Annotated in this window: 22 protein-coding genes; 9 read left to right on the top strand and 13 right to left on the bottom strand. The window is 71.4% G+C overall.

Annotated features, from left to right (window positions below):
* Positions 1-88: 88 nt before the first annotated feature.
* Complete coding sequence (locus ACFY5C_RS35780) at positions 89-976, top strand: GNAT family N-acetyltransferase (protein ID WP_389452716.1); 888 nt, start codon at positions 89-91, stop codon at positions 974-976.
* Between the two features lie 15 nt (positions 977-991).
* Here the strand turns inward: ACFY5C_RS35780 and ACFY5C_RS35775 are convergent, their stop codons facing one another.
* The 8 genes from ACFY5C_RS35775 to ACFY5C_RS35740 all read right to left on the bottom strand — a co-directional run bounded on the left by ACFY5C_RS35775 (position 992) and on the right by ACFY5C_RS35740 (position 9,756).
* Entirely contained in the window at positions 992-1,738 is a 747-nt protein-coding gene (locus ACFY5C_RS35775; protein WP_389452713.1) for a hypothetical protein, read from the bottom strand.
* 153 nt (positions 1,739-1,891) lie between these two features.
* A complete protein-coding gene (locus tag ACFY5C_RS35770) occupies positions 1,892-2,275 on the bottom strand; it encodes a hypothetical protein (protein WP_389452711.1) in 384 nt (127 codons plus the stop codon).
* Between the two features lie 71 nt (positions 2,276-2,346).
* A complete protein-coding gene (locus tag ACFY5C_RS35765) occupies positions 2,347-4,185 on the bottom strand; it encodes a hypothetical protein (protein ID WP_389452709.1) in 1,839 nt (612 codons plus the stop codon).
* 292 nt (positions 4,186-4,477) lie between these two features.
* A complete protein-coding gene (locus tag ACFY5C_RS35760; protein ID WP_389452706.1) occupies positions 4,478-5,467 on the bottom strand; it encodes a malate dehydrogenase in 990 nt (329 codons plus the stop codon).
* A gap of 436 nt (positions 5,468-5,903) precedes the next feature.
* Positions 5,904-7,271 (bottom strand): DUF2690 domain-containing protein, encoded by a 1,368-nt coding sequence (locus ACFY5C_RS35755; protein ID WP_389452703.1) that lies wholly within the window; start codon positions 7,269-7,271, stop codon positions 5,904-5,906.
* Positions 7,272-7,692: 421 nt separating this feature from the next.
* Entirely contained in the window at positions 7,693-8,202 is a 510-nt protein-coding gene (locus tag ACFY5C_RS35750) for a helix-turn-helix domain-containing protein (protein ID WP_389452700.1), read from the bottom strand.
* 215 nt (positions 8,203-8,417) lie between these two features.
* Positions 8,418-8,912: a DUF3017 domain-containing protein gene (locus ACFY5C_RS35745; RefSeq protein ID WP_389452697.1), complete on the bottom strand. Its 495-nt coding sequence runs from the start codon at positions 8,910-8,912 to the stop codon at positions 8,418-8,420.
* Entirely contained in the window at positions 8,902-9,756 is an 855-nt protein-coding gene (locus tag ACFY5C_RS35740; RefSeq protein ID WP_328879810.1) for a bifunctional methylenetetrahydrofolate dehydrogenase/methenyltetrahydrofolate cyclohydrolase, read from the bottom strand. Before ACFY5C_RS35740 ends, ACFY5C_RS35745 begins: the two co-directional genes overlap by 11 nt.
* 256 nt (positions 9,757-10,012) lie before the next feature.
* Between ACFY5C_RS35740 and ACFY5C_RS35735 the strand changes: the two genes are divergently transcribed.
* From ACFY5C_RS35735 to ACFY5C_RS35710, 6 genes are all read left to right on the top strand, one after another.
* Entirely contained in the window at positions 10,013-10,648 is a 636-nt protein-coding gene (locus ACFY5C_RS35735; protein ID WP_389452694.1) for an RDD family protein, read from the top strand.
* 127 nt (positions 10,649-10,775) lie between these two features.
* Positions 10,776-11,567 carry an FHA domain-containing protein gene (locus ACFY5C_RS35730; protein WP_389452691.1) on the top strand — a complete coding sequence of 264 codons (792 nt, stop codon included), beginning with the start codon at positions 10,776-10,778 and terminating at the stop codon, positions 11,565-11,567.
* Entirely contained in the window at positions 11,564-13,150 is a 1,587-nt protein-coding gene (locus ACFY5C_RS35725) for a protein kinase (RefSeq protein ID WP_389452688.1), read from the top strand. The genes ACFY5C_RS35730 and ACFY5C_RS35725 overlap by 4 nt, the downstream gene beginning before the upstream one ends.
* Before the next feature lie 92 nt (positions 13,151-13,242).
* The gene (locus ACFY5C_RS35720; RefSeq protein WP_389452686.1) at positions 13,243-13,629 is read left to right on the top strand and encodes a hypothetical protein; all 387 of its coding nucleotides are present in this window, start codon (positions 13,243-13,245) and stop codon (positions 13,627-13,629) included.
* Between the two features lie 227 nt (positions 13,630-13,856).
* A complete protein-coding gene (locus ACFY5C_RS35715) occupies positions 13,857-14,456 on the top strand; it encodes an ALF repeat-containing protein (RefSeq protein WP_389452684.1) in 600 nt (199 codons plus the stop codon).
* 162 nt (positions 14,457-14,618) lie between these two features.
* The gene (locus ACFY5C_RS35710; protein ID WP_389452681.1) at positions 14,619-16,373 is read left to right on the top strand and encodes a protein kinase; all 1,755 of its coding nucleotides are present in this window, start codon (positions 14,619-14,621) and stop codon (positions 16,371-16,373) included.
* Positions 16,374-16,451: 78 nt separating this feature from the next.
* Here ACFY5C_RS35710 and purH read toward each other — a convergent pair whose 3' ends face one another.
* Together purH and purN are read right to left on the bottom strand one after the other, a co-directional pair.
* On the bottom strand, positions 16,452-18,035 hold the full coding sequence (purH, locus tag ACFY5C_RS35705) for a bifunctional phosphoribosylaminoimidazolecarboxamide formyltransferase/IMP cyclohydrolase (protein ID WP_389452678.1): 1,584 nt from the start codon (positions 18,033-18,035) through the stop codon (positions 16,452-16,454).
* Entirely contained in the window at positions 18,032-18,661 is a 630-nt protein-coding gene (gene purN, locus ACFY5C_RS35700; RefSeq protein ID WP_389452675.1) for a phosphoribosylglycinamide formyltransferase, read from the bottom strand. Before purN ends, purH begins: the two co-directional genes overlap by 4 nt.
* Positions 18,662-18,966: 305 nt before the next feature.
* On the opposite strand from purN, the gene ACFY5C_RS35695 reads away from it, so the two are divergent.
* Positions 18,967-19,758: a hypothetical protein gene (locus ACFY5C_RS35695; protein ID WP_389452673.1), complete on the top strand. Its 792-nt coding sequence runs from the start codon at positions 18,967-18,969 to the stop codon at positions 19,756-19,758.
* A 421-nt stretch (positions 19,759-20,179) separates the two neighbouring features.
* On the opposite strand, the gene ACFY5C_RS35690 is transcribed toward ACFY5C_RS35695, so the two are convergent.
* A complete protein-coding gene (locus ACFY5C_RS35690) occupies positions 20,180-21,922 on the bottom strand; it encodes a DUF6350 family protein (RefSeq protein ID WP_389452761.1) in 1,743 nt (580 codons plus the stop codon).
* Positions 21,923-22,036: 114 nt separating this feature from the next.
* Between ACFY5C_RS35690 and ACFY5C_RS35685 the strand changes: the two genes are divergently transcribed.
* A complete protein-coding gene (locus ACFY5C_RS35685) occupies positions 22,037-23,233 on the top strand; it encodes a helix-turn-helix domain-containing protein (protein WP_389452670.1) in 1,197 nt (398 codons plus the stop codon).
* 78 nt (positions 23,234-23,311) lie between these two features.
* On the opposite strand, the gene sucD is transcribed toward ACFY5C_RS35685, so the two are convergent.
* Positions 23,312-24,196: a succinate--CoA ligase subunit alpha gene (gene sucD / locus ACFY5C_RS35680; RefSeq protein ID WP_328879822.1), complete on the bottom strand. Its 885-nt coding sequence runs from the start codon at positions 24,194-24,196 to the stop codon at positions 23,312-23,314.
* A 27-nt stretch (positions 24,197-24,223) separates the two neighbouring features.
* Complete coding sequence (sucC, locus tag ACFY5C_RS35675) at positions 24,224-25,402, bottom strand: ADP-forming succinate--CoA ligase subunit beta (RefSeq protein ID WP_389452667.1); 1,179 nt, start codon at positions 25,400-25,402, stop codon at positions 24,224-24,226.
* Between the last annotated feature and the right edge of the window lie 457 nt (positions 25,403-25,859).

Genomic DNA, 25,859 nt, shown 5'->3' with positions numbered 1-25,859 from the left:
TTCGTTCGAGAAGACCGCTGAAGGACCACTTCTCAGGATGCACCGAGGCATGGACACCGGCGAGTTCTTTGACTAAAGTCAAAGAAATATGGAGCCAGTGTCGACGGACCACGTGACGGCCTTCCGCCGTTTCAACCGTTACTTCACGCGCCGCATCGGCGTTCTGGACGACCATTACCTCGGCCAGGACCGCCCGCTCGGCGAGGCCCGGCTGCTGTTCGAGATCGGGGACGGCACGTCCCTGCGGGAGCTCAGGAGCCGGCTCGGTCTGGATGCCGGGTATCTGAGCCGGATGGCCAAGGCACTGGAAGCCCAGGGCATGGTCACGCTGAGCGCGCATCCGCGGGACAACCGGTCACGCATGATCGAGCTGACCCCCGCCGGGCAGGTGGAGGTGACGGAGCAGGACCGGCGGGCGGGCAGGGCCGCGGCCGGACTGCTGGCCGGCCTGAGCGCACCGCAGCGCGCCGAACTGACCGCGGCGATGGCCACCGCCCAGCGGCTGCTGCGCCTCGCGGGCATCACCGTCGACCTCGTCGACGGCGCCGCACCGGACGCCCGGGCCTGTCTGGACGCCTACGCGGCCGACCTCGACGAGCGGTTCCCCGAGGGCTTCGACAAGGACGACCTCGTACGGCCCGAGGAGGTGTCCGGCGAAGCCGGCGCGTTCTTCGTCGCCTACGAGGAGCGCCGCCCCGTGGGCTGCGGAGCGCTACGGCGACTGGAGCCCGGCGTCGGCGAGATCCGCCATGTCTGGGTGCGTCCCGACGCCCGCCGCCTGGGCCTCGCCCGCCGTCTCCTCGCCGCCCTCGAACAGGAGGCCCTCGCACGGCACTTGAGGGCCGTACGCCTGGACACGCACGCCGCGCTCACCGAGGCGCAGGCGATGTACCGGGCGTGCGGGTACACGGACATCCCTGCCTACGACGACAACATCTATGCCAGCCACTGGTTCGAGAAGCGGCTAGCCCCCTGACCGCGTCTGAGGGTCTCAGCTCGGTGTGAACGCCGCCCGGACCTTCTCCAGCGTCTCCTGCGTCCCGGGCCAGTCCTGCGTCGTGCCTCGCACGATCATCGCGTACAGGCGTCCGTCGTCCGTCTGGAAGACCCGGTCGACAGCCTTGACCCGCTCACCGAGCTCCTTGCTGTCGTACTCGTAGACGAGCTCGCTCGCATACGTCTCGTCCGGGACGGCTCCGCGGCTGATCTGGGTGAAGCCGGGCTGTCCGGACAGGCTGTCGACGGCGATGTCGAGGGCGTCGTCGGGGGTGTAGCCCGGTTCGACCACCTCGAAGACCTGCAGCAGGCTCAGCTCGTCGGGTGAGGTGTAGAAGACGACGGCTCCGCCCTTCTGCTCGCTGCGGGTCCAGTCCTCGGGGACGACGGTGGAGAAGCCGGAGGGGTCCTCGACCGCCCGGAACCCGTCGGGTACCTCGGGCGACTCGGAGGCCGCGGTGAACGGGTCCTCGGAGGTGGGAACCGGGTCGGACGAGATGTCCGAGGGCGGTTCGGTCCGTCCGCCCCGGGAGGTCGTGGCCGTGCTCGACGCGGTGCCGCCCGCCTTGTCGTCGTCCCCCGCCTGGTCGACCACGAGCCAGGTCGCGAGTGCGGTGACCGCGACGGCCGCGCCGACCGCGCCGGCGATGACCCTGTTCCGGCGGCCACGCGGTGCCCCGGGCGGTGCATCGGGTGGCTGCGGCCAGTCGGGGCCCGGTGCGGGCGGTAACGGCCCGCCCACCGGTTCCCCGGCGGGCCACTCCCCCGGCCCCCCGGCCGCCGGTGGCCTGTCGGGCGGCGGAGGCGGAGCAGGGTGACCGCCCGCGCCCACCCGCTCCCACGACTGTGTGTCCTTGTTCCACCGGACCTCGCCGGCGCCCCCGCCGCGCATCGCTCAGCCCCCGATGAGGCCGGCCACGGCCGTGCCGAGGGCGGTGGCGGAGGTGATCGCGCCGAGGACGCCGCCGGCCGCCTCCAGGGCGGTGCGGAGCCGGTCCAGGACGCCGGGCTGGGCGCGGCCGGTGGTGGTCACCTGCCGCTCGGTCTCCTCCAGGCTGGCGGAGAGCTCCTCCGTCTCGGAGGTGGTGGGGTACCTCTTCAGGTCCTCGCTGAGGTCGCGGACGGCCTTGAGCAAGGCCTGATACGACTCGTCGGCCGGGGCCGTCATCGAGGTGTACGCGGCACTGGCACCGGCACCGACCGCGATGCCGTTGCCGGTGACGGAGCCCCCGACGTACGTACCGGAGCCGGGTCCGTCGGACGCTGGCGGCTGGTTCATGTGGTCCCCTCCGTTGTCTGCTGCTGTTCGACGCGCTGATGCGACGTACTGATACGACGCGCTGATACGTGCTATTTCGACGCGCCACCGGCACCGGCCGACGGGGCCGGAGGCGGCTTGCCGGCCGACGAGACGGCCTTGCTGTCCTTGCCGATCGCGATCCCGTTGCCCTGCACGTTGCCCCCGACGAAGGTCCCGCTGTTGTTGAACACGTTGGTGACCTTCTGCTCGAACTCGGCGACCTCGTATCCGGCGTTCCACAGCGCCTCGCCCACCCCGCTCGCGATCCGGTCCTGGATGGACTTGAGGTAGCGGGCGATGTCCATCTCCTGGAAGAGGGTCGCCCGGTCGTCCGCGCCGAGTTCCCGCACGGAGGCACCGGGCCCGTCGGGCAGCGTGTCCGCGTGGACGTCGGTAAGTTGCCGCCACGTCTGGGCGACCGCGCGGGCGAGGACACGCAGGGCGTCGCCGGTCGCGGCCGGGATGCGCAGCAACGCGAAGAGGTAGCGGCCGAGGCCACCGCGGTGCAGATGCTCGTGCGCCTTCCTGTCGGCGGTCGCGAACAGCGCGTTGACCGGCGGCAGTACGTGCGGCGCGACTTCGAGCATCAGCATGCCGCCCTGGGTGTGGACCCGGACGAAGACGGTGACGACGATCTCCTCGTCCCACCCGCCGACGCGCACCCGCAGGAAGTGCCGTCGCTGCTCCCCGCCTTCCTCCACCGCGTCGCCGCGGTGCATCAGATACGTGTCCTCGGTGTACGGGAACGCCATCCGGCCCGGCAGCCCTTCCGCGGGCAGGAACACGCACTCGTCCACGACGAGTTCGCGCAGCCGGTCGAGGACGGCGTCGGCGGCCTGCGGGGAGGTGCGTGCCGACGGCTCCCGCAACTGCTCCACCAGCGGCTTGATCTTCTCCAGGACCGTGGCGTTGTCGAGCGGCTCCGCGGGCGTCGACCCCGTCTTGGTGAGAGCGTCAAGGGGAGAGTCCCCGTCGCCGGTCGTGCGGGGGCGCAGTTCGATCGAGAGGGACCACGGTTCGAAGGGCAGTCCCGCGCCGCGGAAGGGATCGGCCTTCGCGTAGAGGATGAGGGGCGCGTGCTGCTCCTGACGGATACGCCGGCTCAGTTCGCCGAACCGCTGGGCGGGTGCCGTCTCGGCCGGGTCGTCGGCGACGTGCGGGAAACGCTGCTTGGACAGCTCGCCCGCGATCGTGCGTGCGAACTGGCCCCGCTGCCCCACACTGAGCAGGGCCAGCAGCAGCGGCAGCGCGAGCAGGCATGCGGCGGTGAACCGGTTGGGTTCCGCGAGGGCCGCGTTCAGCAGGTCGAAGGGGGTGCCGAGGTCGGCGCCGTCCGACGAGTCGAGGAAGCTGTCACCGGAATCGCCGTAGTAGTCGGACGCGGACTCCTGCGGACCGGCGATGAGCAGCCGGAGCAGGGTGACGTACACGAAGACCAGGGTGATACGCCCGTACCAGCGCAGTACGAAGGCGAGGAGCCGCCGGAACATGGCGAACTGCGGGAACTTCCCGTCGATGTCGCGGCTGCCGCCCAGTCGGCGGCCCAGCGCGATCAGGAGGATCGGCCAGATCACCACGGTGATGTGGAACTTGGTGAGCGCCGCCACGACCACCCACAGGGCGATCATCCCCGCCGACCACGCCACTTCCTGGCGGCGGGAACGCAGGGCATGGGCGAGGACACGGGCCGCGTCGTAGCCGTAGGAGGGTGCGGCGAACCGCTCGCGGTGCACGTACAGTTCGTCGATCACCGCGTCCCGGTAACCGACGTGCAGATACGTCCCGGCACAGAGCAGCCGGCACGCCTCACTCCGTGCCGGGTCGACCGGACGGCGCGGCCCGGATCTCGGCGCTTGCTCCCGCTGGGACGGAAGCTGCGGCTGGGTCATGGATCGTCCCCCGATTCAGGAACCAGTCATGGCAGGTTGCCCTGTCATGGCGCGACCAACTGCCCCATTCTGCACAGGAGTTGATCTCGTCAGGATCGACCAGCATAGGACACGCGTGTGACGCGAGTCGCCCGAAGCCGCGGTCTCACCCCTTCCGCTCACGTTTCCTGCGCAGCGCCTGCACCGGTGTTCGACGACGGTGCCGCTGTGCGGTGCGGGGAGTGCGGACGCACCGATCCCCGGGCGGCCCGTGCCACCCGGGGATCGTGAGTCAGGAGCCGGCTCGCGCCTGTCAGATGAGGCCGAGGGAGCGGACCGCCTCGCGCTCCTCCTCGAGCTCCTTGACGGAGGCGTCGATGCGGGCGCGGGAGAACTCGTTGATGTCCAGGCCCTGGACGATCTCGTACTTGCCGTCCTTGGCGGTGACCGGGAAGGAGGAGATCAGACCCTCCGGGACGCCGTACGAGCCGTCGGACGGGATGCCCATGGACGCCCAGTCGCCGTCGGCGGTGCCGTTGACCCAGGTGTGGACGTGGTCGATGGCGGCGTTGGCCGCGGAGGCCGCGGAGGAGGCGCCGCGGGCCTCGATGATCGCCGCACCGCGCTTGGCGACGGTCGGGATGAAGTCCTCGGCCAGCCACTTCTCGTCGCTGACGACCTCGGCGGCGTTCTTGCCGGCGATCGTGGCGTGGAAGATGTCCGGGTACTGCGTGGCGGAGTGGTTGCCCCAGATCGTCAGACGCTTGATGTCGGCGACCGTCGAGCCCGTCTTCTTCGCGAGCTGGGTCAGCGCGCGGTTGTGGTCGAGGCGGGTCATCGCGGTGAAGCGCTCGGCCGGTACGTCCGGGGCGGCGGCCTGCGCGATGAGCGCGTTGGTGTTGGCCGGGTTGCCGACGACCAGGACCTTGATGTCGTCCGCGGCGTGGGCGTTGATGGCCTGGCCCTGGGGCTTGAAGATGCCGCCGTTGGCCTCCAGGAGGTCACCGCGCTCCATGCCCTTGGTGCGCGGGCGGGCACCCACGAGCAGCGCGACGTTGGCACCGTCGAAGGCGACGTTCGGGTCGTCCGAGATGTCGATGCCCGCCAGGAGCGGGAACGCGCAGTCGTCGAGCTCCATGGCGGTGCCCTCGGCGGCCTTGAGCGCGGGGGTGATCTCAAGGAGGCGCAGCTTGACCGGCACGTCCGCGCCGAGCAGCTGGCCGGAGGCGATGCGGAAGAGCAGGGCGTAACCGATCTGGCCGGCCGCGCCGGTGACGGTGACGTTCACGGGAGTGCGGGTCATGGCGTTCTCCGTATGACAGCTGGCGGTGAGGGCATCCCTGCCCCGGGGTGCGGGACGTAGAGATGATCGATCTCTTGGCGTCGAGAGATCCACCGGTCAGGCTATCGCGCCTCCGGGATCTCGCACGGCCGGGTCAGTGTGGCCCGGCCCACAAAGCCACCACTGGGGCAAAAAAGCGGCGGCCGCCCTGTCCGGGAGAGGTGGGACGTGGGCGGCCGCCGGGTGGGGGTACCGGTTGCCGGACTCCCGTGGGGGTACGGTGCGCGTGCCCACTTTGCCGACGGCCATTCCTGTCCGACCCGAAATTGTTTCGCCCCGGTCCTTCCGCCCCGGTCGCCGCGATCCCCCGGCCCCGTCCGAACGCCCGACGCCGGCCAGGCTGCGATTGCCTGACCGGCGTCGAGATGCCGCTCCGAGAGTTCTTCGGGTGCCCTGTTTACTGCGTGCACCCCTCCTGCCCGGCGGCCAGCGTCGCGCAGGCCGTGGCCTCGCCCGCGTCCTTCACGGCCACCATCGGCGTGTACGCGATGGTGTCGCCGACGGCGGTGATCGTGCCGGTCTCCTTCGCCTTGCCGACCGTCACGGCCACCTCGTCCCCCTGCGCGGCCTGAGTGATACGGCCCCACGCGGCACCGCACGTCTCGCTGTAGCGCACCTCGACCACGGCCGTGCCGACGGTCGCGGTCTTCGCGGTCGTCACGAGGTCACCGCTGCACCCCATGCTCTCCGCGTCCTTGCCGGTGCAGGAGTCACCGCTGCACTTGACCCCGGCCGGCAGGTCGGGGTCGGTCGTCGCGGACGGGGAGGGCGAGTTGGCTGCTTCGCCGCCCTTCTGCCCGCGGCCGGCGTCGGTGAGGAAGAACACCGCCGCGATCACGACCAGCACGCCGACGACCCCCGCGAGGAACATCGTCAGCCGCCGCTTGCCGCCGCCACCACCGGGAGACACGCCTGCGGGCCGGGGGCCCTGCGGGGGCTCGCCGTGCGGTTGGGACGCGGCCTGCACCCAGCTCGACGCGGCGCCGGACGGCCCGGAGGCGCCTGACGCCCCGGACATCCCGGACGCCGCAGACGCCCCGGACGCTCCCGACGGCTCCGCCCCCGACGTACGGCCACCCGCCGGCGCCGGACCTCGATACCCCGCCAGTCCCCACGAGTTGGCTCCGGAGGCGGCTCCGTCCTCCCGGACGTCACCTCCGCCGGAGTCCCGGACTGGCGAGTCCCGTACCGCCGAATCCCGCACCTGGGAGTCCCGGACCGCGTCCCGTGCGGGGGAATCCCGCACCGGCGTATCCCGAACCGCCGAATCCCGTACCTCCGGCGCCGTCGGCTGGGCAGGCACCGGCGGCACGGTCGGTGCCACGCCCGCCGGCCCCGCGATCCCGGGCGTCGCCGTCGCGCTGCCGCTCCTGCGGGCGGTACGGCCCGCCTTCGCGCCCCCCTTGGCGTTCGCCGGGGGCGCCCCGAACTCGCTCAGCGCCGCGCGGGCCTGGGATATCCGGATGGCCTCCATGGTCATGTCGTGGCGCATCTCCGAACGGCTCCAGGCCCGTTCGGCGAGCTCCCACATCGTCGTCACGTGAACCGGATTCGTACCCGTGACCTCGGCAAGCGCCACGATCGCACCCTTGGGCGCGAGCAGCCGCCCGTTCAGATACCGCTCCCAGGACGTCTTGCTGTATCCCGTGCGGTCGGCCAACGCCGCGATACTCAGACCGCTGCGGTCCACGAGCCGGCGCAGCTGGCTCGCGAACTCCCTGACCTGCGGATCGAGTTCATCCGGCAAGGCCCTCCAACGAGGCATTGCTTCCCCCTCTTCCCCCCGGTTCGTGCTGGTGTTTCTCGCGTTCCCCCGCGCGTGGTGCCCTCTGCCGAGTCCCCGATGTGGCTACCCACAGGGATGCGCCCAGTAAGGATCTCAGTTCCCGGGGTGGGGGCGCACGGGAGCATTGGGACCGTGGGCATGCACCGTTGCACGCCCATCGAATGGCGTCCAGTGTTCCATCGGCGACCCTCCTCGGCCGACACAACCCTGGCAGTAAGCCCTTGCCAACACGCGGGACGACCCCGTTGCGTCCCGGTCGACCACGCTAGCCCGCTTGTTGAACGACTTCCTTGCAAATGCGCGAACTTGTCAACACATCGACACACAGAAAGCACATAAACGATCACGCACGTCACATCCGCCGTATTCGGACGAGTCCGACGCGACAGCCTCACCGGGCTCACCCCAGCGCAACGGCCCCGATCAGCACCGTCAGCACCAGAACCACGGCAAGCGCGACGGCGGCCACCAGCAGCCGACTCGACGACGGCTCCGCCGCCTTCGGCGGCGCGTCCCACCACGGCAGGGTGGGGTCATCCTCGTACTCCTCGTACTCCTCGCGCGCCTCGTCCGCCTCACGCGGGCCGCGCACTCCGTGCGCCCCGTGCTCGCCCTTCGGCGGCAGCACGGCGGGCTTCGGCCATGCCTGCACGGCCAGTTCCCACCGCACCCCGAAGCGCTCCGCCTCGTCCCTGCCCGTTCCCGCCACCCGGCACAGTGCGACGACGGCCTGCCGAGGCGGGGGCTGGGTGGCGTTGAGGTAGCGCTGCCAGGAGGACTTGCTGTACGCGGTGCGCGCGCCCAGCGCGACCAGGCTCAGGCCCGTGCGGTCCTTGAGCTGCCGCAACTGCTCCACGAAGTGCCGCACCTCCGGCGGCAGATCGTCGGGCAGCGGCTGCCACGCACCCATCGCTCACCTCCGAACCAGATCCGATCGGGTGACGACACCGAGCGGCGCATTGGTTCCCGACGTAGCGGAACGGTCACTTCCGTGCCACAGCGCACTGACAGGCGTTGAACAGCCCCTTCGCCGTGCCCGAGGGTTGACGCAGACGGCGGCCCGTCCTTCCTCGGGGGAGAGGACGGGCCGCCGTCGCGCCGCGTGGCCTTCGGGGCCGTAAGGCCTCAGCTGTCCACCGTGAAATGCAGGGCGTCCTTCAGGAACGGGATCCTCAGCCACGGTTCCGGCTGCGCCATCAACGCCAGCAGCACGATCACGAGGCCCAGCACGCCGTACGTCACTATGTCCGTGAAGCGGGAGCGCACCGCGAGCATGCCGACGCTCGGCAGGAGCCACCGCAGCGCCGCGCCGACCATCAGGGCGCTGCCGATCACCAGTGTGCCGACCCGGAACACGTCGAGCGCGGTGATCAGCAGACCCACCGCGACCATGCCCAGCACCAGCAGAACCGGCCACTGCCGGGCGGGCGCCGGGGCGTCACCGGGGGCGGCACGGCCGCCGCCCTCGGGGCGTGCCGTGTCCCTGGTGAACAGCGGGAAGCGGCGGGTGGTGCGCCGGGGCCTGCCCTCCGCGTCCGGCGCGCTCACCGGATCGCGGACCTCGATCTCCTCGACGTCCTCGATCTCCTGCGCCTTGCCGGCGCGGCCCTCAGCCGACACTGCGCTCCGCCGCCTCGACCACGTTGACCAGCAGCTGAGCCCGCGTCATCGGGCCCACGCCACCGGGGTTGGGGGAGATCCAGCCGGCCACCTCGGCGACGCCGGGGTGGACGTCGCCCACGATCTTGCCCTCGGCGCTGCGCGAGACACCGACGTCGAGGACGGCGGCGCCGGGCTTCACGTCCTCGGGGCGGATCAGGTGGGCGGAGCCCGCGGCGGCGATGATGATGTCGGCGCGCTTCAGGTGTGCGGACAGGTCCCGTGTGCCGGTGTGGCACTGGGTCACCGTCGCGTTCTCGCTGCGCCGGGTCAGCAGCAGTGGCATCGGGCGGCCGATGGTCACGCCGCGACCGACGACCACGACCTCGGCGCCCTTGATCTCGACGCCGTACCGGCGCAGGAGCGTGAGGACGCCGTTGGGCGTGCAGGGCAGCGGAGCCGGCTCGTTGAGGACGAGGCGCCCGAGGTTCATCGGGTGCAGGCCGTCGGCGTCCTTGTCCGGGTCCATGAGCTCCAGGATCCGGTTCTCGTCGATGCCCTTGGGCAGCGGCAGCTGGACGATGTAGCCGGTGCAGGCCGGGTCCTCGTTCAGCTCGCGGACGACCGCCTCGATCTCCTCCTGCGTGGCCGTGGCGGGCAGCTCGCGCTGGATGGAGGCGATGCCGACCTGGGCGCAGTCGCGGTGCTTGCCGGCGACGTACTTCTGGCTGCCGGGGTCCTCCCCCACCAGGATCGTGCCGAGGCCGGGCGTGATGCCCTTCTCCTTCAGCGCCGCCACGCGGGCGGTCAGATCGGACTTGATCGCGGCTGCGGTGGCCTTGCCATCGAGAATCTGGGCGGTCATGACCCCCATCCTCCCGGATGACGCCCTCCCGGTTCCAATCGGACGCCGGGCCCGTGACGCACATCGCCCTTGCAAGATCCCGAAGATTGCATCTGCACAACAGGTTCCGCCTCAGACTGGACAAAATCGCACGGTACCTAGAACGATGAACGGCGCAGTTTCGCGGATCGTGTTCGGGGGGCAAAACCGCTCAAATCGTGAAGTTCCTCCGCGCAATGCCGCATCGTCCCCGCATTCGCAACGGAGGAACCCGGCCATGAGTTTCGGCTCGCCCAACGACCCCTACGGACAGCCGCAGAATCCACAGCCCGGCTACGGCTACCCCCAGCAGGGCCAGCCGGGCCAGGGCTACCCCCAGGCGCCCCAGGGCGTCCCGCCGCAGCAGGGGTACGGCTACCCGCAGCAGCCGGGGTACCCCCAGCAGCCGGGCTACCCCGGCGGTTACCCGCAGCAGCCCGGCTACCCCGGCGGCTACGCTCAGCCCGGCTACGGCGTCCAGCCGACGTACGCGCACTGGGGTCTGCGCTTCGGGGGCACCCTGGTCGACATTCTGGTGTTCGCGGTCCCGTACATCTTCATCGGGATCGGGGCGGCGAACGACATCCCCGCCCTGGCCATCGTCGGCTACCTCGTCATCGTCGGCCTCGCGATCTGGCAGCTGATCCAGGAGGGCCGCACCGGCCAGACCCTCGGCAAGAAGGCACTTGGCATCCGCCTGGTTCGGGAGCGGGACGGTCAGCCCCTGGGCGTCGGTATGGCGTTCGTGCGCCGTATCGCCCACTTCCTGGACAGCCTCGCGTGCTACCTCGGCTGGCTGTGGCCGCTGTGGGACGCCAAGAAGCAGACGTTCGCCGACAAGGTCTGCTCGTCGATCGTGATCCGCTCGAACTGAGCACGGCGGACGGCGCGTTCGCGCCATTCACGCCAAGGGGCCGTGTCTCACTCGTACGAGGGGGGCACGGCCCCCCTGCGTCGCCCTACTCTGACGTGGGTAGCCGTCAGGCACGGGGAGACGCACCTTGTACAGCATCATCGTGGTACCTCCGCCGACCACGGAGGACGAGACCGACGACCGCACCCAGCTCCGGCTGGCGCCCGGCGAGCGGCTCGGCTTCGGCCGTTCCGCCTCCGACAACGCCCTCACGATCGCGCACGAGGGGGTGTCCCGCAGAGCCGGTGAGATCACCGCGCAGGGCGCCTTCTGGATACTGAGCAACCTCAGCCGGGAGCAGACGTACGTCGTGGAGAACCCGGAGGGCGCGGGCGAGCACATCAAGGTGGGGCCGGGGCGGCTCGACGCGCCGATTCCCTTCGAGTTCTCGCGGATCGTGCTGCCGGCGGCCGGCGACCTGCTGCCGATCGAGGTGTGGGCGCCGCGCCACGACTACCTCAGCTCCGAGGGCGGCCTGGACGGCGCGACCACTGCGCCCGCGTTCTCGGTCGACCGCACCAAGCGCTACTTCGCGGTCCTGGCCGCCCTGTGCGAGCCCCGGCTGCGCGGCGAACCGCACGCCCCGCTGCCCACGGTCGACCAGGTCGTGGACCGGCTGCGCCCCAACTGGCCCGCCGCGTCCCGTACGTCGGTCCAGTGGAACATCGACTACCTCGCCGTGAAGCTGCGGCTCAAGCCAGGCCCGGAGACGGCGGACACGGGTCCGCGGCTCAACGGCAAGAAGGAGTCGCTGGTCTCGCTGGCGCTCCGGTTCGACCTGGTGCGGGAGGACGATCTCGTCGTCATGCGCGAGCCGTCGCCCCCGGCTTTGCCCCTCTCGGCCCCGTCCGGGTCGGCGTCCGGCCGGGTGACCCGGTGACCGAGCCGTATGCCGTGCCGGTGCCGAAGGGGTACCGGGTGGGCGTGTGGGAGGTGCGGGAGCCCATCGCCACGGGGGCGTTCGGGAGCGTGTACGAGGGCAGGCGCGTCGGGGACGACGAGTCCCTGCCGAAGACGGTCGCCCTGAAGTTCCTGCCCACCGGCACCGGCACGCCCCGCCAGCTCACGCACCTGCGCGAACTCATCGAGCGCGAGGTCGAGTTGCACCGCCGGCTGAAGCAGCCGCGGCTGATCCGGATGTACGACACGCTCATCGTCGACGACCCGGCCCGCCCCGCCCTCGACGGCGCCACGATCCTCGTACTGGAGAAGGCGGAGGGCTCCCTGTCCGCGCTGCTCGTGGCGGAGCGGCGCCCCGCCTCCGGTCCCGTCCTGCTCGCGCAGATCTGCGAGGGGCTGGCGCAGCTGCACCACGCGGGCTGGGTGCACGGGGACCTGAAGCCGGCCAACGTGCTGCTGATGAGGGACGGTTCGGCCCGGCTCGCCGACTTCAACATGGCGGCGGAGCTGGAGGGCACGCACGCGTACACGCCCGCGTTCTCGACACCCGACTACACGCCGCCGGAGCTGCTCTGGTCGGAGATCGGCGAGCGCGGCCGCCGTATCCGCCCGTCGGCCGACGTCTGGGCGTTCGGCGTCCTGGCCCACCTGGTCCTCACCGGCTCCTTCCCGCTGCCCGGCGCCACCCCGTCGACCCGCCGTGACGCTGCCGCCGCCTACGCCCGCGGCACCGACGAACTGCGCCTGTCGCCCGAACTCCCGGACCTGTGGCGGGAGATCGTGCGCGACTGCCTGACCCGTACGCACGGCGACCGCATCGGCACCCAGGCGCTGCTGCGGCGGGTGAGCGCCGCGGCGGGCACGGGCAGCTCGCCGCGCCTGCCACGCGCGCTCCTCCCCCGCCGCCGCTCCCGCCGTACGACGATGCTGACCGCCGCGACCGCCGTGGTGGCGGTGGCGGCGCTTGGCTACGGCGTCAGCAGCTGGGTGGACACCGGCGCCGACAGCGGCGCAAGCGGGGCCGGCGGGCCGGGGCGCGAGAGCACGAGGGTCACGGCCGCCACGTACGGCGCCTCCGAACTCCGTACCGACAAGGGCGTCCCGGTGGCCTATCGCCGCCTCATCGTCGACTCCGCCCACGACTGCGTCCGGCCCGAGGTCACCCCCGCGCTGATCGCCGCCCTGCTGAAGGCGGAGAGCAACTTCGACCCCGAACTCTTTGACCCGTCCGCGGGCAAGGAGGGCGAGTACGGCATCGCCCGCTGGACGCCGAGTCTGCTGCGCTGGTGGATCCGCGCGGACGGCGTACCGGCGACGAAGACACCCGAACCGCCCCTCACGCCGGCCCAGTCCATCCCCGCCGTGGGCCGCTACCTCTGCTACATGGAACCGCTCCTGAACCAGAACGGCCTGTCCGGCGACCGCCAGGTACTGCTGGCCGCCGCCTACCGCACCTCGACCAAGGTCGTGAACAACGCGGGCGGAGTTCCCCCGAAGTACCGCGACTACGCCACCCGCGTCGCCCACTACCTCAAGGAGTACACGCCGCCCGCGAAGAAGTGACCCTGAGAGTTCTCAGGTACCGCTCGGGGCCGGTCGGCGCCACGGTGTTCCTGTCCACCAACGGGGGTGGCAATTCCGGAGGGACACCGACCATGAAGCGCATGCTCGCCTCGCTGGGCGCCGTTGCCGTACTCGCCACGGGCGCCGTGGCCCTGACGCCGACGGGGGCTTCGGCGGCACCGAACGGCTGCTGGGGCAGCGGGCCGAACAACTCCCGCTACTGCCACAACTACCAGGCCGGCAACGTGATGTTCAACGGCAACGTCGCGGGCCGGCTGAACGCGGGCGACAACTGGTTCGTCTGCCAGAAGAAGTTCCCGGGCCAGGAGAACCCGCCGGTCGGCGACGCCCGCAACGACTGGTGGCTGTGGACCCAGGCCGACACCAACGTCAGCAACGGCGGCTGGGGCTGGTTCCCGGCCAACAAGGTGTCCGGCGGCGTGAACTACGGGGCGATCCCGGGTCTGCGCACCTGCTGAGGCCTGCTGACGCCACGATCCGCGGTCTCCGGCTCCCTCGGGGGAGGGCCGGAGGCCGCTTCGCGTGTCCCGCCCTTCGTGGGCAACGACCAGCTCCCGAAGGGTGCTTGGTTATTGCCGTGAACTCCTGTGCGAGCCCAGGGAAGATGGCCCTGCGCCAAGTACCGGAGCCCCGAGGCCCCGGGTCCCTGAATCTGCAAGCCCCGATCTGCAAGGAAGGTTCACGCGTGAGACCGAGCCGTATCGCCCTGACCCTCGTGGCAACCGCCCTGACCCCGGCACTCCTGCTGGCCGCCCCGGCCTTCGCCGCCGAACCGGCCCCGCCGTCGGCCGTCACCGTGGCAGCCGCCACCGACACGGACGGCTCGAACGTCGACGACATGTCCGACGACGACGTCCGCGTCGCCATCATGCGCATCATCGCCGACCCCGAGACCGGCAAGGCCGTGTACGCCGCCGCGCAGAAGGCGATGGACGGCACCATCGAGGACCAGCGGTACTTCCTGAAGACGGGCCGCTGGACCGCCCAGGCCGAGGACGACCGCGTGGCCATCGCCCGCATCCTCGGCACCGCCGACCCGAAGACCGACAAGGCGGTCATCAGGGAGGCCAACGAGGCCCTCGACGCAAACACCCCGGACGCCCTGCGCGCCTTCTTGGAGACCGGCTACCGGCTCGCCCGCGCCGAGGACGACCGCGTCCGCGTGGCCCGTATCCTGGCGGACCCGACCATCAGCGACGCCCTGCGCGCGGCGGCGGAAGACGCGATCGACGGTACGCCGGAGGAACTGCGGTACTTCCTTGAGGTCGGGCGGTACGAGTTCTAGAGAGACCGACGAAGACGGCACATCTGCGGGTGCTGAACTCGGCGCGGGGCCGTCTGGGGTCTGTGCCGCGAACTGTCCGGGCCCGCCGCCCCGGCACGGTAGCCTCGCGTCAACTGCAGTGACACCGGAGCAGCTTGAGGCAGCAGAGCGGTCGGGGGATCGATGACAGACGAGCGGTACGCCGCCCTGAAGCAGGCGGGCGCCACCCCGCTGAAGTCGACCGCCCCCGGCCGCATCGGCCCCTATCTCCCCCTCGGCCTGCTCGGCAGCGGCGGTATGGGCCACGTCTACCTGGCCCGCCCCGCCGACAACGCGCCCGGCCTCGCCGCCGTGAAGGTGATCCGCCCCGAGTACGCCGAAGACCCCCGCTTCCGGCGGCGTTTCGAGCGGGAGGCCGCCGTGCACGGCCGGGTCCACACCCCGCGCACGCCGCAGCTGCTCGGCACCGGGTTCGACGACTCGCTGCTGTGGATGGCGACGCAGTACCTGCCCGGCCTCAACCTCGCCGAGGCGGTGCGTGAGTGCGGCAAGCTGGAGCGCGCAGGGGTGTGGCGGCTGGTCGGGGACATGGGGCAGGCCCTCTCGGCGCTGACCGCCGCCGATGTCGTACACAGGGATCTCAAGCCGTCCAACGTGATCCTCTCCCTGCAGGGCGCCCACGTCATCGACTTCGGCATCGCGCAGGCCGCCGACAGCAGCGCGATCACCTCGACCGGGAGCCGCGTCGGCACGCCCGCCTTCATGGCGCCCGAGTATCTGCGCGAGGGCCGCTGCGACACCGCCTCCGACGTCTTCTCGCTCGCGGGAAGCCTGATCTACGCCGCCACCGGGCACGCCCCCTTCGGGGACGGAACGGGTGTCGACGTGATGCACCGGGTCGCGTTCGAGGAGCCCAAGCAGGACATCATGGCCGAACTCAGCGCCGTGGACCCCGCGTTGGCCGCACTCCTGACCGTCTGCCTCGCCAAGGACCCCGCCGGGCGCCCCACCCCGCGGCAGCTCACCGACGCCGCCACGGCGGCCGGTCACGGCGGCGCAGCCGTTTGGCACGAGCCGCTGAGCGCCCGGCTGCTGGGCCGACGGCAGGCCTGCGAGATGCTGGAAGGTGCCGCCGTCCAGGAGACCTCCCGGGCACCCATGAGTTCGCAGCCCTCTCGGACCTCCCAGGAGACGGTCCAGTTGCGACTGCCGGGGGAGCGTACGGCCGCTGTCCCCGCCTCCGTGGACGGCGCCAAGCGGGGCAAGCGGAGGGCATACCTCGCCGGCGCCGCGGGGCTGGCCGTGTGTGCGGTCGCGGCGGGCGCCTTCTTCCTCACCGGCACGTCCGTCGACGAAACGGCGTCGGCTGCGGCTACGGCGACCGGCAGCCTCGCCCCCGACGACGCGCAGGACGCTGCCTTCCCCAGCTCCAGCTCCGCCCCGTCGCCCTCCCGCGACGAGAAGAAGACGGAGGAGAAGGGGAAGGACACCGACGCGAAGGCGTCTGCCGCCGCCGAGTCCGCCGACCCGAGCGCCACCGGCGGCGCCGCGGGCGGAACGCAGGCCGAGCCCGGCGACGAAACCTCCACTCCCGCAGACGGCGACGCGGGCGCCGGCGGCAATGGTGGGGGTGGCGGGGGCGCCCCGACGGCCACCCCCACCAAGACCGCCACGACACCCGCCACCCCGCCCTGGATCTCGGACTGCACCCACTACTCCGGCACCGAACTCACCGACCGGGGCGACAAGGGTCAGCGCGTGGTCCAGGTGCAGTGCATGCTCAGCAAGCGCGGCTACAGCGTCGGCGGCTCGGGCGTGGACGGGGAGTTCGGCGCGGACACGGAGTCCGCGGTCAGGCTGTTCCAGAGCGACAAGGGGCTGGAGGTCGACGGCGAGGTGGGGCCCAACACCTGGGCGGCGCTGCGCAGTTCGACATGACGGTGCGCGTCGCGCCGGTGACCTGAGACGGCGAGGGCCCGCCGATCACCGACCGGCGGGCCCCACGGCATGAACGGCTCAGTGGAAGAAGTGCCGCGTCCCGGTGAAGTACATCGTCACGCCGGCCTTCTTCGCGGCCTCGACCACCTGCTCGTCGCGGACCGAACCGCCGGGCTGAACCACGGCCTTCACGCCGGCCTCGGTCAGGATCTCCAGGCCGTCGGGGAAGGGGAAGAACGCGTCGGACGCGGCGTACGCCCCCTGCGCGCGCTCCGCGCCGGCCCGCTCGACGGCCAGCTTCGCGGAGTCGACACGGTTGACCTGACCCATGCCGACGCCCACCGAGGCGCCGTCCTTGGCAAGCAGGATGGCGTTGGACTTCACGGCCCGGCACGCCTTCCACGCGAAGGCCAGCTCCGACAGCTGCGCCGCGCTGAGCGGCTCACCGGTTGCGAGGGTCCAGTTGGCGGGATCGTCGCCGTCGGCCTGGAGGCGGTCGGTGACCTGGAGGAGGGCACCGCCGTCGATGGCCTTGACCTCGACGTCGTTCTTCGGCCCCTCGGGGGCGCGCAGCACCCGGATGTTCTTCTTCTTGGCGAGGGCCTCCAGGGCCCCCTCCTCGTAGTCGGGCGCGACGATGACCTCGGTGAAGATCTCGGCGACCTGCTCCGCCATCTCCTTGCTGACCGGACGGTTGACGGCGATCACACCGCCGAACGCCGACAGCGGGTCACACGCGTGTGCCTTGCGGTGCGCCTCGGCGACGTCCGCGCCGATCGCGATGCCGCAGGGGTTGGCGTGCTTGATGATCGCCACGCAGGGCTCGGCGTGGTCGTACGCGGCACGGCGGGCGGCGTCCGTGTCCGTGTAGTTGTTGTACGACATCTCCTTGCCGTGCAGCTGCTCCGCCTGCGCGAGACCGCTCCCGCTGCCGTCGACGTACAGGGCCGCCGGCTGGTGCGGGTTCTCGCCGTAGCGCAGGGTGTTCTCGCGCTCCCAGGTGGCGCCGAGGAAGTCGGGGAACTGCGACTCGTCGACGGGGGCGTAGGAGGAGGCGAACCAGCTCGCGACGGCGACGTCGTACGCCGCCGTGTGCTGGAAGGCCTCGGCCGCGAGCCGCTTGCGGGTGGTGAGGTCGAAGCCGCCGCTCTGCACGGCCTCCAGGACGTCCGCGTAACGGGCCGGGCTGGTGACGACCGCGACGGACGGGTGGTTCTTGGCGGCGGCACGCACCATCGACGGACCGCCGATGTCGATCTGCTCGACGCACTCGTCGGGGGAGGCGCCGGAAGCGACGGTCTCGCGGAACGGGTAGAGGTTGACGACGACGAGGTCGAAGGGCGCCACGCCCAGCTCGTCGAGCTGCTGCCGGTGGCTGTCCAGCCGCAGGTCGGCGAGGATGCCGGCATGCACGCGCGGGTGCAGCGTCTTGACGCGGCCGTCCAGGCACTCGGGGAAGCCGGTGAGCTCCTCCACCTTGGTGACCGGGACGCCTGCGGCGGCGATGCGCCCGGCGGTGGACCCGGTGGAGACGAGCTCGACGCCCGCCTCGTGAAGCCCGCGCGCGAGCTCTTCGAGCCCGGCCTTGTCGTAGACGCTGACGAGCGCGCGACGGATGACCCGCTTGGTGCTCTCGGCCGTGACAGTGCTGTCGGCGGTCACTGGATAACTACCTTTCGTCCCTCAATGCGATAGCCGTTGCGGGCGAGCCGCCCCACGACCTCGACGAGCAGCCTTCGCTCGACTTCCTTGATGCGCTCGTGCAGAGCGCTCTCGTCGTCCTCGTCCCGGACCTCGACCACGCCCTGAGCGATGATCGGCCCGGTGTCGACGCCGTCGTCGACGAAGTGGACGGTGCAGCCGGTGACCCTGGCGCCGTACGCGAGAGCGTCTCGGACGCCGTGGGCGCCGGGAAAACTGGGCAGCAGCGCAGGGTGGGTGTTGACGAACCGCCCGCCGAAGCGCGCGAGGAACTCCTTCCCCACGATCTTCATGAACCCGGCGGAGACGACGAGATCGGGCTCGTAGGCGGATACGGCGTCGGCGAGCGCCGCGTCCCACTCCTCCCGGCTGCCGTGGTCCTTGACCTTCCGCACGAAGGTGGGCAGTCCCGCCCGCTCGGCCCGGGCGAGCCCCTCGATGCCCTCGCGGTCGGCGCCGACGGCCACGATCTCGGCGCCGTACGCCTCGGAACCGACGGCGGCGATCTCGTCGAGCAGCGCCTGCAGATTGGTGCCGGATCCGGAGACCAGCACGACGAGGCGCTTGGCCACGGGCTTGGCGGCCACGATGGGGCCCTTTCTCGGGGGGGGGCGTTCTTCATGCGGCCGACGGCATGTACGTTCGCGTCCGTACGTCACAACGTCTGTACGTTCATACGAATGCATCGCGCCCCGGGATACGGGGAAGTCTACGAAGCAGCCGACCGTCAGCAACGATACCGGCACACCGGAAGGCCCCCACGGGACGGGGGCGTGGCCGGAAGGTAGCGTCTGGGGCGAGCGGGCTCGGGAACGCGGTGGTCGTGCGGTGCGTTCTTCGTGTGACAGCTCAGAACAGCCAGCCTTATCACCTAGGGGAAGACGCTCACTTGATGCCGGACCGCAGTCTGCGACTCCTCACGTTCCCCCCGCACCCGGTGCAGGGAGGGGAGCACAGCGGCGTGCTGCTGCGGGAGCGCCCCACCTCACCGCCCGACGCGCCTTCGGGCGGACAGAACGGCGACGAGCGGGGCGGCGGCCGGGAGCAGGACGACAACCCCTTCGCACCGCCGCCGGAGGGCACCCCGGACCGCCCGTGGCAGCCGCGCCGCCGCCCGTCGGGCGAGGACGGCTCGCAGGACTCCGACGAGGGCAGCGGCCGCTCGCCCTGGGGCAACCAGTGGAGCGACCGCCAGCCGGGCCGCTCCCCCGACGGCTTCGGTGACAACTCGCGACGCGGCCAGGACGGCCCCGGCGGCCCCGGTCCCGGCCCCGGCCTGCGCTGGGACCCCACCGACCCTGTCCAGCGCCGCGCTCGCTACGCCCTGCTGTCCGGCATGTGGGCCTTCTTCTTCGCCCTCTTCAGCTGGCCGTACGTGGCCCTGCTCCTGGGTGCCCTGGCCCTCTACTGGGGCATCAGCAGCCTCCGAGCCAAGCCCCGCACCCCCGACCCCAACACACCGGCGCCCGCGCGTCCCACCGGCCGCCCCCAGACCACGGCAGCGGTGAGCGGCCTGGTCACAGCCTCCCTCGCCATCGCAGTGGTCGCCGCCGGCTTCACGGCCCAGATGGTCTACAGCGACTACTACACCTGCACGAACGACGCCCTGACGACCGCGGCGAAGCAGGCGTGCAACGAGCACTTGCCGAAGGAGCTGCGGGGCGTTCTGGGGACGGGCGACTGAGCGACGCGGACGCTCCCCGCTGCCGGCACTGCTCGACGCTGGCTCCGGCACTTCAGTCCGTCCCGGGGGTCGAGGCCGGGGGTTGCACCATCCCTAACCCCCACCCACCCGCTGGGTGCTGCACACCTGCCGACGGCGCCTCCCGACGCCGGTCCAGCACTTCAGCCTGTCCCCGGGCTCAAGTCCGGGGGCTCGCACCATCCCTAGCCCCCACCCACCCGCTGAGGCATGCACACCCGCCGACTGCGCCTCCCGACGCCTGCCCCGGCACTTCAGCCCGTCCGGCGTTTGAGGACGAGGCCCGTTCAGGGCCGATAGCGGGGGTCTGGGGGCGGCAGCCCCCAGGGGCCGGGGTCGAAGGGGCAGAGCCCCTGGAGGTCGGGAAGGGTAGGGGCGGCTGGGGCGAAATCCTCTCCGGCCTTCACGACGACGCCGGCCCCTCGGGCGCCTCCGGCGGTTCCGACGCATCCTTCATCGCCGCCCAGCGCGCCTCCCGCGAGTCATCGTCACCCCAGGGCGAGGGCGCCGGCCCCGACTCCAGCTCGGGGTCGGGGTCGGGCTCCGGCTCCAGCTCCCGCTCCCGCTCCGGCGGCAACGCGGGCGGCACGTCGGCAGACGAAAAGCCGTCCGGCTCGAACGTCGTGTCATGGTCGTACGCCCCGTACGGAACCCCCTGCCCGTCACCCCCGTAAGCCCCGTCCTCGTCAGCCACCACCCCGCGACCGTCCTGGTCCTGCCCCAACGCCGTGAACGGCCCTTCCTGAACGAAGGCCGACCGCCCGGCCGTCTTCCCCGTCGCCCCCTCCACCCGAGGCCGACCGATCCGAGCCCCCTCCGTCTCACCGAGCTGCCCCGCCCGCCGCCCCATATGGCAGCGCCACCCCCGCACCACCACAGCCACCGGAACCGCCACCACCGAGACCCACCCCAACGCAGCCGCCCCGACCTGCCACCACACCGGCCCGAACTCGGCAAGCGCCCCCCGCCCCAGCGGCCCACCCGACAGCGCGGCCAGCTCGGCAACCACGACCGCGCAGAACACGGCCGCCAGCAGGGCGACCCCGGCGGTCCGCCCGGGCGCCCAGGCCAGGGCCGGCGCCTGCCCGCCCTCGGAGCGAGCCTGAAGCCCGCCGCCCCACCCCGCCGCGAACCACCCCACGACCGCCCCCGCCGCAACGGGCACCGCCCCGACCCCCCACAGCACCGGCCCCCCGCCCCCCGCATCCGGCACGGCCGCCAGCAGCGGAAGAGGCGGCAGCAGCGGCGCCGACGCCGAGGACAGCGGCCCCACCGCATGCCCCGTCCCGAGCACGAACCCCGGCCCGAGGGCATACGCCGCCGCCCACACCGCCGCGTTCGGCACGAGCGCCACGCACAGCAGCAGCACCGCGAACCGCCCCGACCACCCCTCCGCCAGCTGCAGAAACGACCCTCGCGCCGCCGCACCGTGCCACACCAGCGACCCGCTCACCAGCAATGCCCCACCCGCGACGAGCGCCGCCGCGCCGGCCCCGGCCGCCCGGGCCGCCGCACCGAGCCGGGCGGGCGCCTCCGCCTCGGGAACCAGCCGCCGTACCCGTGTCGGCATCACGCCCAGCACACCGTCGGCCGCCTCGGGCCGCCGTTCACACGCTGTCCACACGCCCACCCCCGCCACCCCCATCGCGAGAACGGGCACGCACACCCCGGTCCACCACCACGAGGGCCGCAGCTCACCGCCCGCCGCGTACACCGCGGCCCCCACCCCGACCCCGAGGTACCCGAGCACGACACCCGCCCACGCCGTACTGCCCGACACGAGCGGCGCCCCGTCACCGCCGTCCGCCGCGGCGTCCCGCGCCGCCCGGTACACCAGCCACACCGGCAGCATGAGCATCAGCAACGGCGTGACGCCCACCGGCGCGGGGAGACCGGAGAGGGTGTCGGTGCGGATCAGTTCGGCACCGTGCGCCAGCAGCCACAGCACGGCGGCGACCTGCAACGCGCCCCCCGGCCCCTTGTCCGGATACGGCGAACTGACCCACAGGACCATCACCACCACGGAGATCACACCGAGCCCGAGCCCCGCCGCGACCGCGCCGCCCAGAAGGCTCGCGCCGAGTCCAGGCGTGCGGTAGCGCAGCCGAGTGAGCAGGGACGACAGGGGCGTTCGACGAGCGGTCATCTCGATCACGCCCGCAATGCTCCCAACGACACGCGCTTTCCCGTCGTAACAGGCGAACCTCCGAAGTGTCGCTCAATATACGTTTATGTACTTTTTCGCACGAAGGGGCGTACTGTGACGCCGAGCCCCGGTTCCCCGCTTCCCCCGCCCGAGGAACGCCGACGCCTGCGCGAGGCGGCTTCATTGACGCAGGCTCAGGTCGCGGTACGGGTGGGCGTCAGCCGCGAGACAGTACGCGCTTGGGAGAACGGCCGTACGACACCACGCGGCCAGAGGAGGGAGGCGTACGCGCACGTGCTCGCCTCGCTCGCAGAGGAGACGGCGAAGAAGTCGGCGAGGAAGTCACCGGAGAAGTCACCGGAAGAGACAGAGGCTCAGAACGCCATGGGAGGGCGCGACATGACGGTAGGTCAGGGTGCCCCCGAGCGCGCCGGCACAGCCGTACGGACTGCCGTACCGGCAGCCGACCCCACCGAGGCTGAGGCACCGCCCCCCGAAGCGCGGGCCGAACGCCCCCTCTCACCCGCCCAGGCCTTCGACGCGCTCTACGCCTTCTGCGCCCCGGCCCTGGTACGCCAGACCTACCTGCTGACCGGACGCCGTGAACTCGCGCGCGAGTCGGTCGAGCGGGCCTTCGAACTCGCCTGGCAGCGCTGGCCCGAGGTGGCCTGCGACCCGGACCCGGCGGGCTGGGTGCGGGCGACGGCGTACGACTTCGCCCTCTCCCCCTGGCACCGGTTCCGCCCGCGCTACCGGCACCCCGAACCTCCACCATCGAACGCGTCCGACCGCGCCCTGCTGAACGTACTCCTCGAACTCACCCCGCCCCAGCGCCGCGCGCTGCTCCTGTACGACGGTGTCGGCCTCGATCTGCCCGAGACTGCGGCGGAGACGGAGGCGACCACACCAGCCACCGCGAACCGTCTCCTCAACGCCCGCGCCGCGGTCGCCGCCCGCCTCCCGGACCTGTCCGACCCCACCGAACTCCACTACCGCCTGGCCGAACTGGCCTCCACGGAGCGCCTGCGCGCGGCCAAACCGGCGGTGGTACGCGACGGCAGTGAGCGCCGGGCCCGCTTCTGGACCCGCGCGGCGATCGCCTTCACCGTGGCCCTCATCGGCACCACGGCCCTGACTCTGCGCACGGCCCCGACCCAGTACGAGCCACCGGTGCCGCCGGGGGAGACGGTGCTCGGCGTGCCGCCGAGGGTGGCGCCGGGCCCGCTGTCGGAGAAGGAGCAGAAGCTGCGCGCGAAGCTGCGGGCACAGATGCAAGGCGGTCCGGAGAGACTCACACCGCGGGCAGAGTGAGCTGCGGAAAAGCCGGTGGGCCCGCCCCCAGGAAAGGGGAACGGGCCCACCAGATGTCGCGCTTGGCGCCTGTGAAGGTCAGCCGCCGAGGATCTCGCGGGCAAGCTTCGCGGTCTCGGTCGGCGTCTTGCCGACCTTGACGCCCGCGGCCTCCAGGGCCTCCTTCTTCGCCTGGGCCGTGCCGGACGAACCGGAGACGATGGCGCCGGCGTGGCCCATGGTCTTGCCCTCGGGCGCGGTGAAGCCCGCGACGTAGCCGACGACCGGCTTGGTCACGTTCTTCGCGATGAAGTCCGCGGCCCGCTCCTCGGCGTCGCCGCCGATCTCACCGATCATGACGATCAGGTCGGTGTCGGCGTCGGCCTCGAACGCGGCGAGCGCGTCGATGTGCGTGGTGCCGATGATCGGGTCGCCACCGATGCCGACGGCGGTCGAGAAGCCGATGTCACGCAGCTCGTACATCATCTGGTACGTCAGCGTGCCGGACTTCGAGACCAGGCCGATACGGCCCGGCTTGGTGATGTCGCCCGGGATGATGCCGACGTTCGACTGACCCGGCGTGATGATGCCGGGGCAGTTCGGGCCGATGATCCGGGTCTTGTTGCCCTTCTTGCCGGCGTACGCCCAGAACGACGCCGAGTCGTGCACGGCGATGCCCTCGGTGATGACGACGGCCAGCGGGATCTCGGCGTCGATGGCCTCGACGACGGCGTCCTTGGTGAACTTCTCCGGCACGAAGATGACGGAGACGTTGGCGCCGGTCTTCTCGATGGCCTCCTTGACGGTCCCGAAGACGGGTACCTCGGTGCCGTCGAAGTCCACGGTCTGACCCGCCTTGCGCGGGTTCACGCCGCCCACGACCTCGGTGCCGTCACCGAGCATGAGCTTGGTGTGCTTCATGCCAGTGGCGCCGGTCATGCCCTGGACGATGACCTTGCTGTCCTTGTTGAGCCAGATAGCCATGGTGTGTTGTGTCCTCGTCCTGAGTGCTTACTTGGCGGCGTGAGCCAGTTCGGCGGCCTTGTCGGCCGCGCCGTCCATGGTGTCGACGCGCTGCACCAGCGGGTGGTTGGCGTCGGTGAGGATCTGCCGGCCGAGCTCGGCGTTGTTGCCGTCGAGGCGGACGACGAGCGGCTTCGAGACGTTCTCGCCGCGGTCCTCGAGGAGCTTGAGGGCCTGGACGATGCCGTTGGCGACCTCGTCACAGGCGGTGATGCCACCGAAGACGTTGACGAAGACGGACTTGACGTCCGGGTCGCCGAGGATGATCTCCAGACCGTTGGCCATGACCTGGGCGGAGGCGCCACCGCCGATGTCCAGGAAGTTGGCCGGCTTGACGTTGCCGTGCTTCTCACCGGCGTACGCGACGACGTCCAGGGTGCTCATGACGAGACCCGCGCCGTTGCCGATGATGCCGACCTCACCGTCGAGCTTGACGTAGTTGAGGTTCTTCTCCTTGGCGGCGGCCTCGAGCGGGTTGGCCGCGTCCTTGTCGTGCAGCTCGTCCCAGTCGTGACGGAACTCGGCGTTCTCGTCGAGCGACACCTTGCCGTCCAGGGCGATGACGTCACCGGAGGCGACCTTCGCAAGCGGGTTGACCTCGACGAGGAGGGCGTCCGACTTGATGAAGGTGTCCCACAGCGTGATCAGGACGTTGACGACCTTGTCCGCGACCTCGGCCGGGAACTTGGCGGCCTCGACGATCTCGCGGGCCTTGGCCTCGTCCACGCCGTCGATGGCGTCGATCGCGATCTTGGCGACGGCCTCCGGGCGGGTGGCCGCCACCTCCTCGATCTCCATGCCGCCCTCGACGGAGGCGATGGAGAGGAAGGTGCGGTTGGCACGGTCGAGGAGGAAGGAGACGTAGTACTCCTCCAGGATCTCCGGGGCCGTCTCGGCGATCATCACCTTGTGGACCGTGTGGCCCTTGATGTCCATGCCGAGGATGTCCGTCGCGCGGGCGACGGCCTCGTCCGCGGTGGCGGCGAGCTTCACGCCACCGGCCTTGCCACGGCCGCCGACCTTCACCTGGGCCTTGACGACGGACTTGCCGCCGAGACGCTCGGTGGCTGCGCGGGCCGCCTCAGGCGTGTCGATGACTTCACCGGCCAGCACCGGTACATCGTGCTTGGCGAAGAGGTCCCTCGCCTGGTACTCGAACAGGTCCACGCGCTTCCGTCCCTATCAGTGATCTCGCGGTTCGTTGGATGCGTGGGCGTGCCGCGAAGGGCAACGTGACGTCCGCTGTCACAAGGGAGGCGCACACGGTGTCCGAGCGCGCGGCATGTCCGTCTCGCAGGTTATCGCTGCTTGCAGGAGGCCCCTAAATCGAGGGTCACACCTGAGCGGTGATACCTGTCACATGATGCCGTGATCAGCGCGGATCACTGGCACGGCGTGCCGACTGTGAGGGACGCGGGAGGCGGGACGGAGGGACCTCACCGGGGCGGGAAGGACCTCACCGGGTTGGGGTTGACCCGGTGAGGTCCCGTGAAACAGCCCGTAGGGGCACGAATGAGCCGCCCCGGTGGGCTCTGGGCAGGTGATCCCCACCCCAATGGGGATCACCCGGCCCGTCCGCGGGGTTCCGGTCGGCACAGCCGACGGCTTTCGGCCGGCCGGGCCG

Source organism: Streptomyces sp. NPDC012935 (genome assembly GCF_042900345.1).
Lineage (GTDB): Bacteria > Actinomycetota > Actinomycetes > Streptomycetales > Streptomycetaceae > Streptomyces.
Note: the sequence above shows the minus strand (reverse complement) of the source record. Positions and strands in the feature narration are given on the sequence as shown.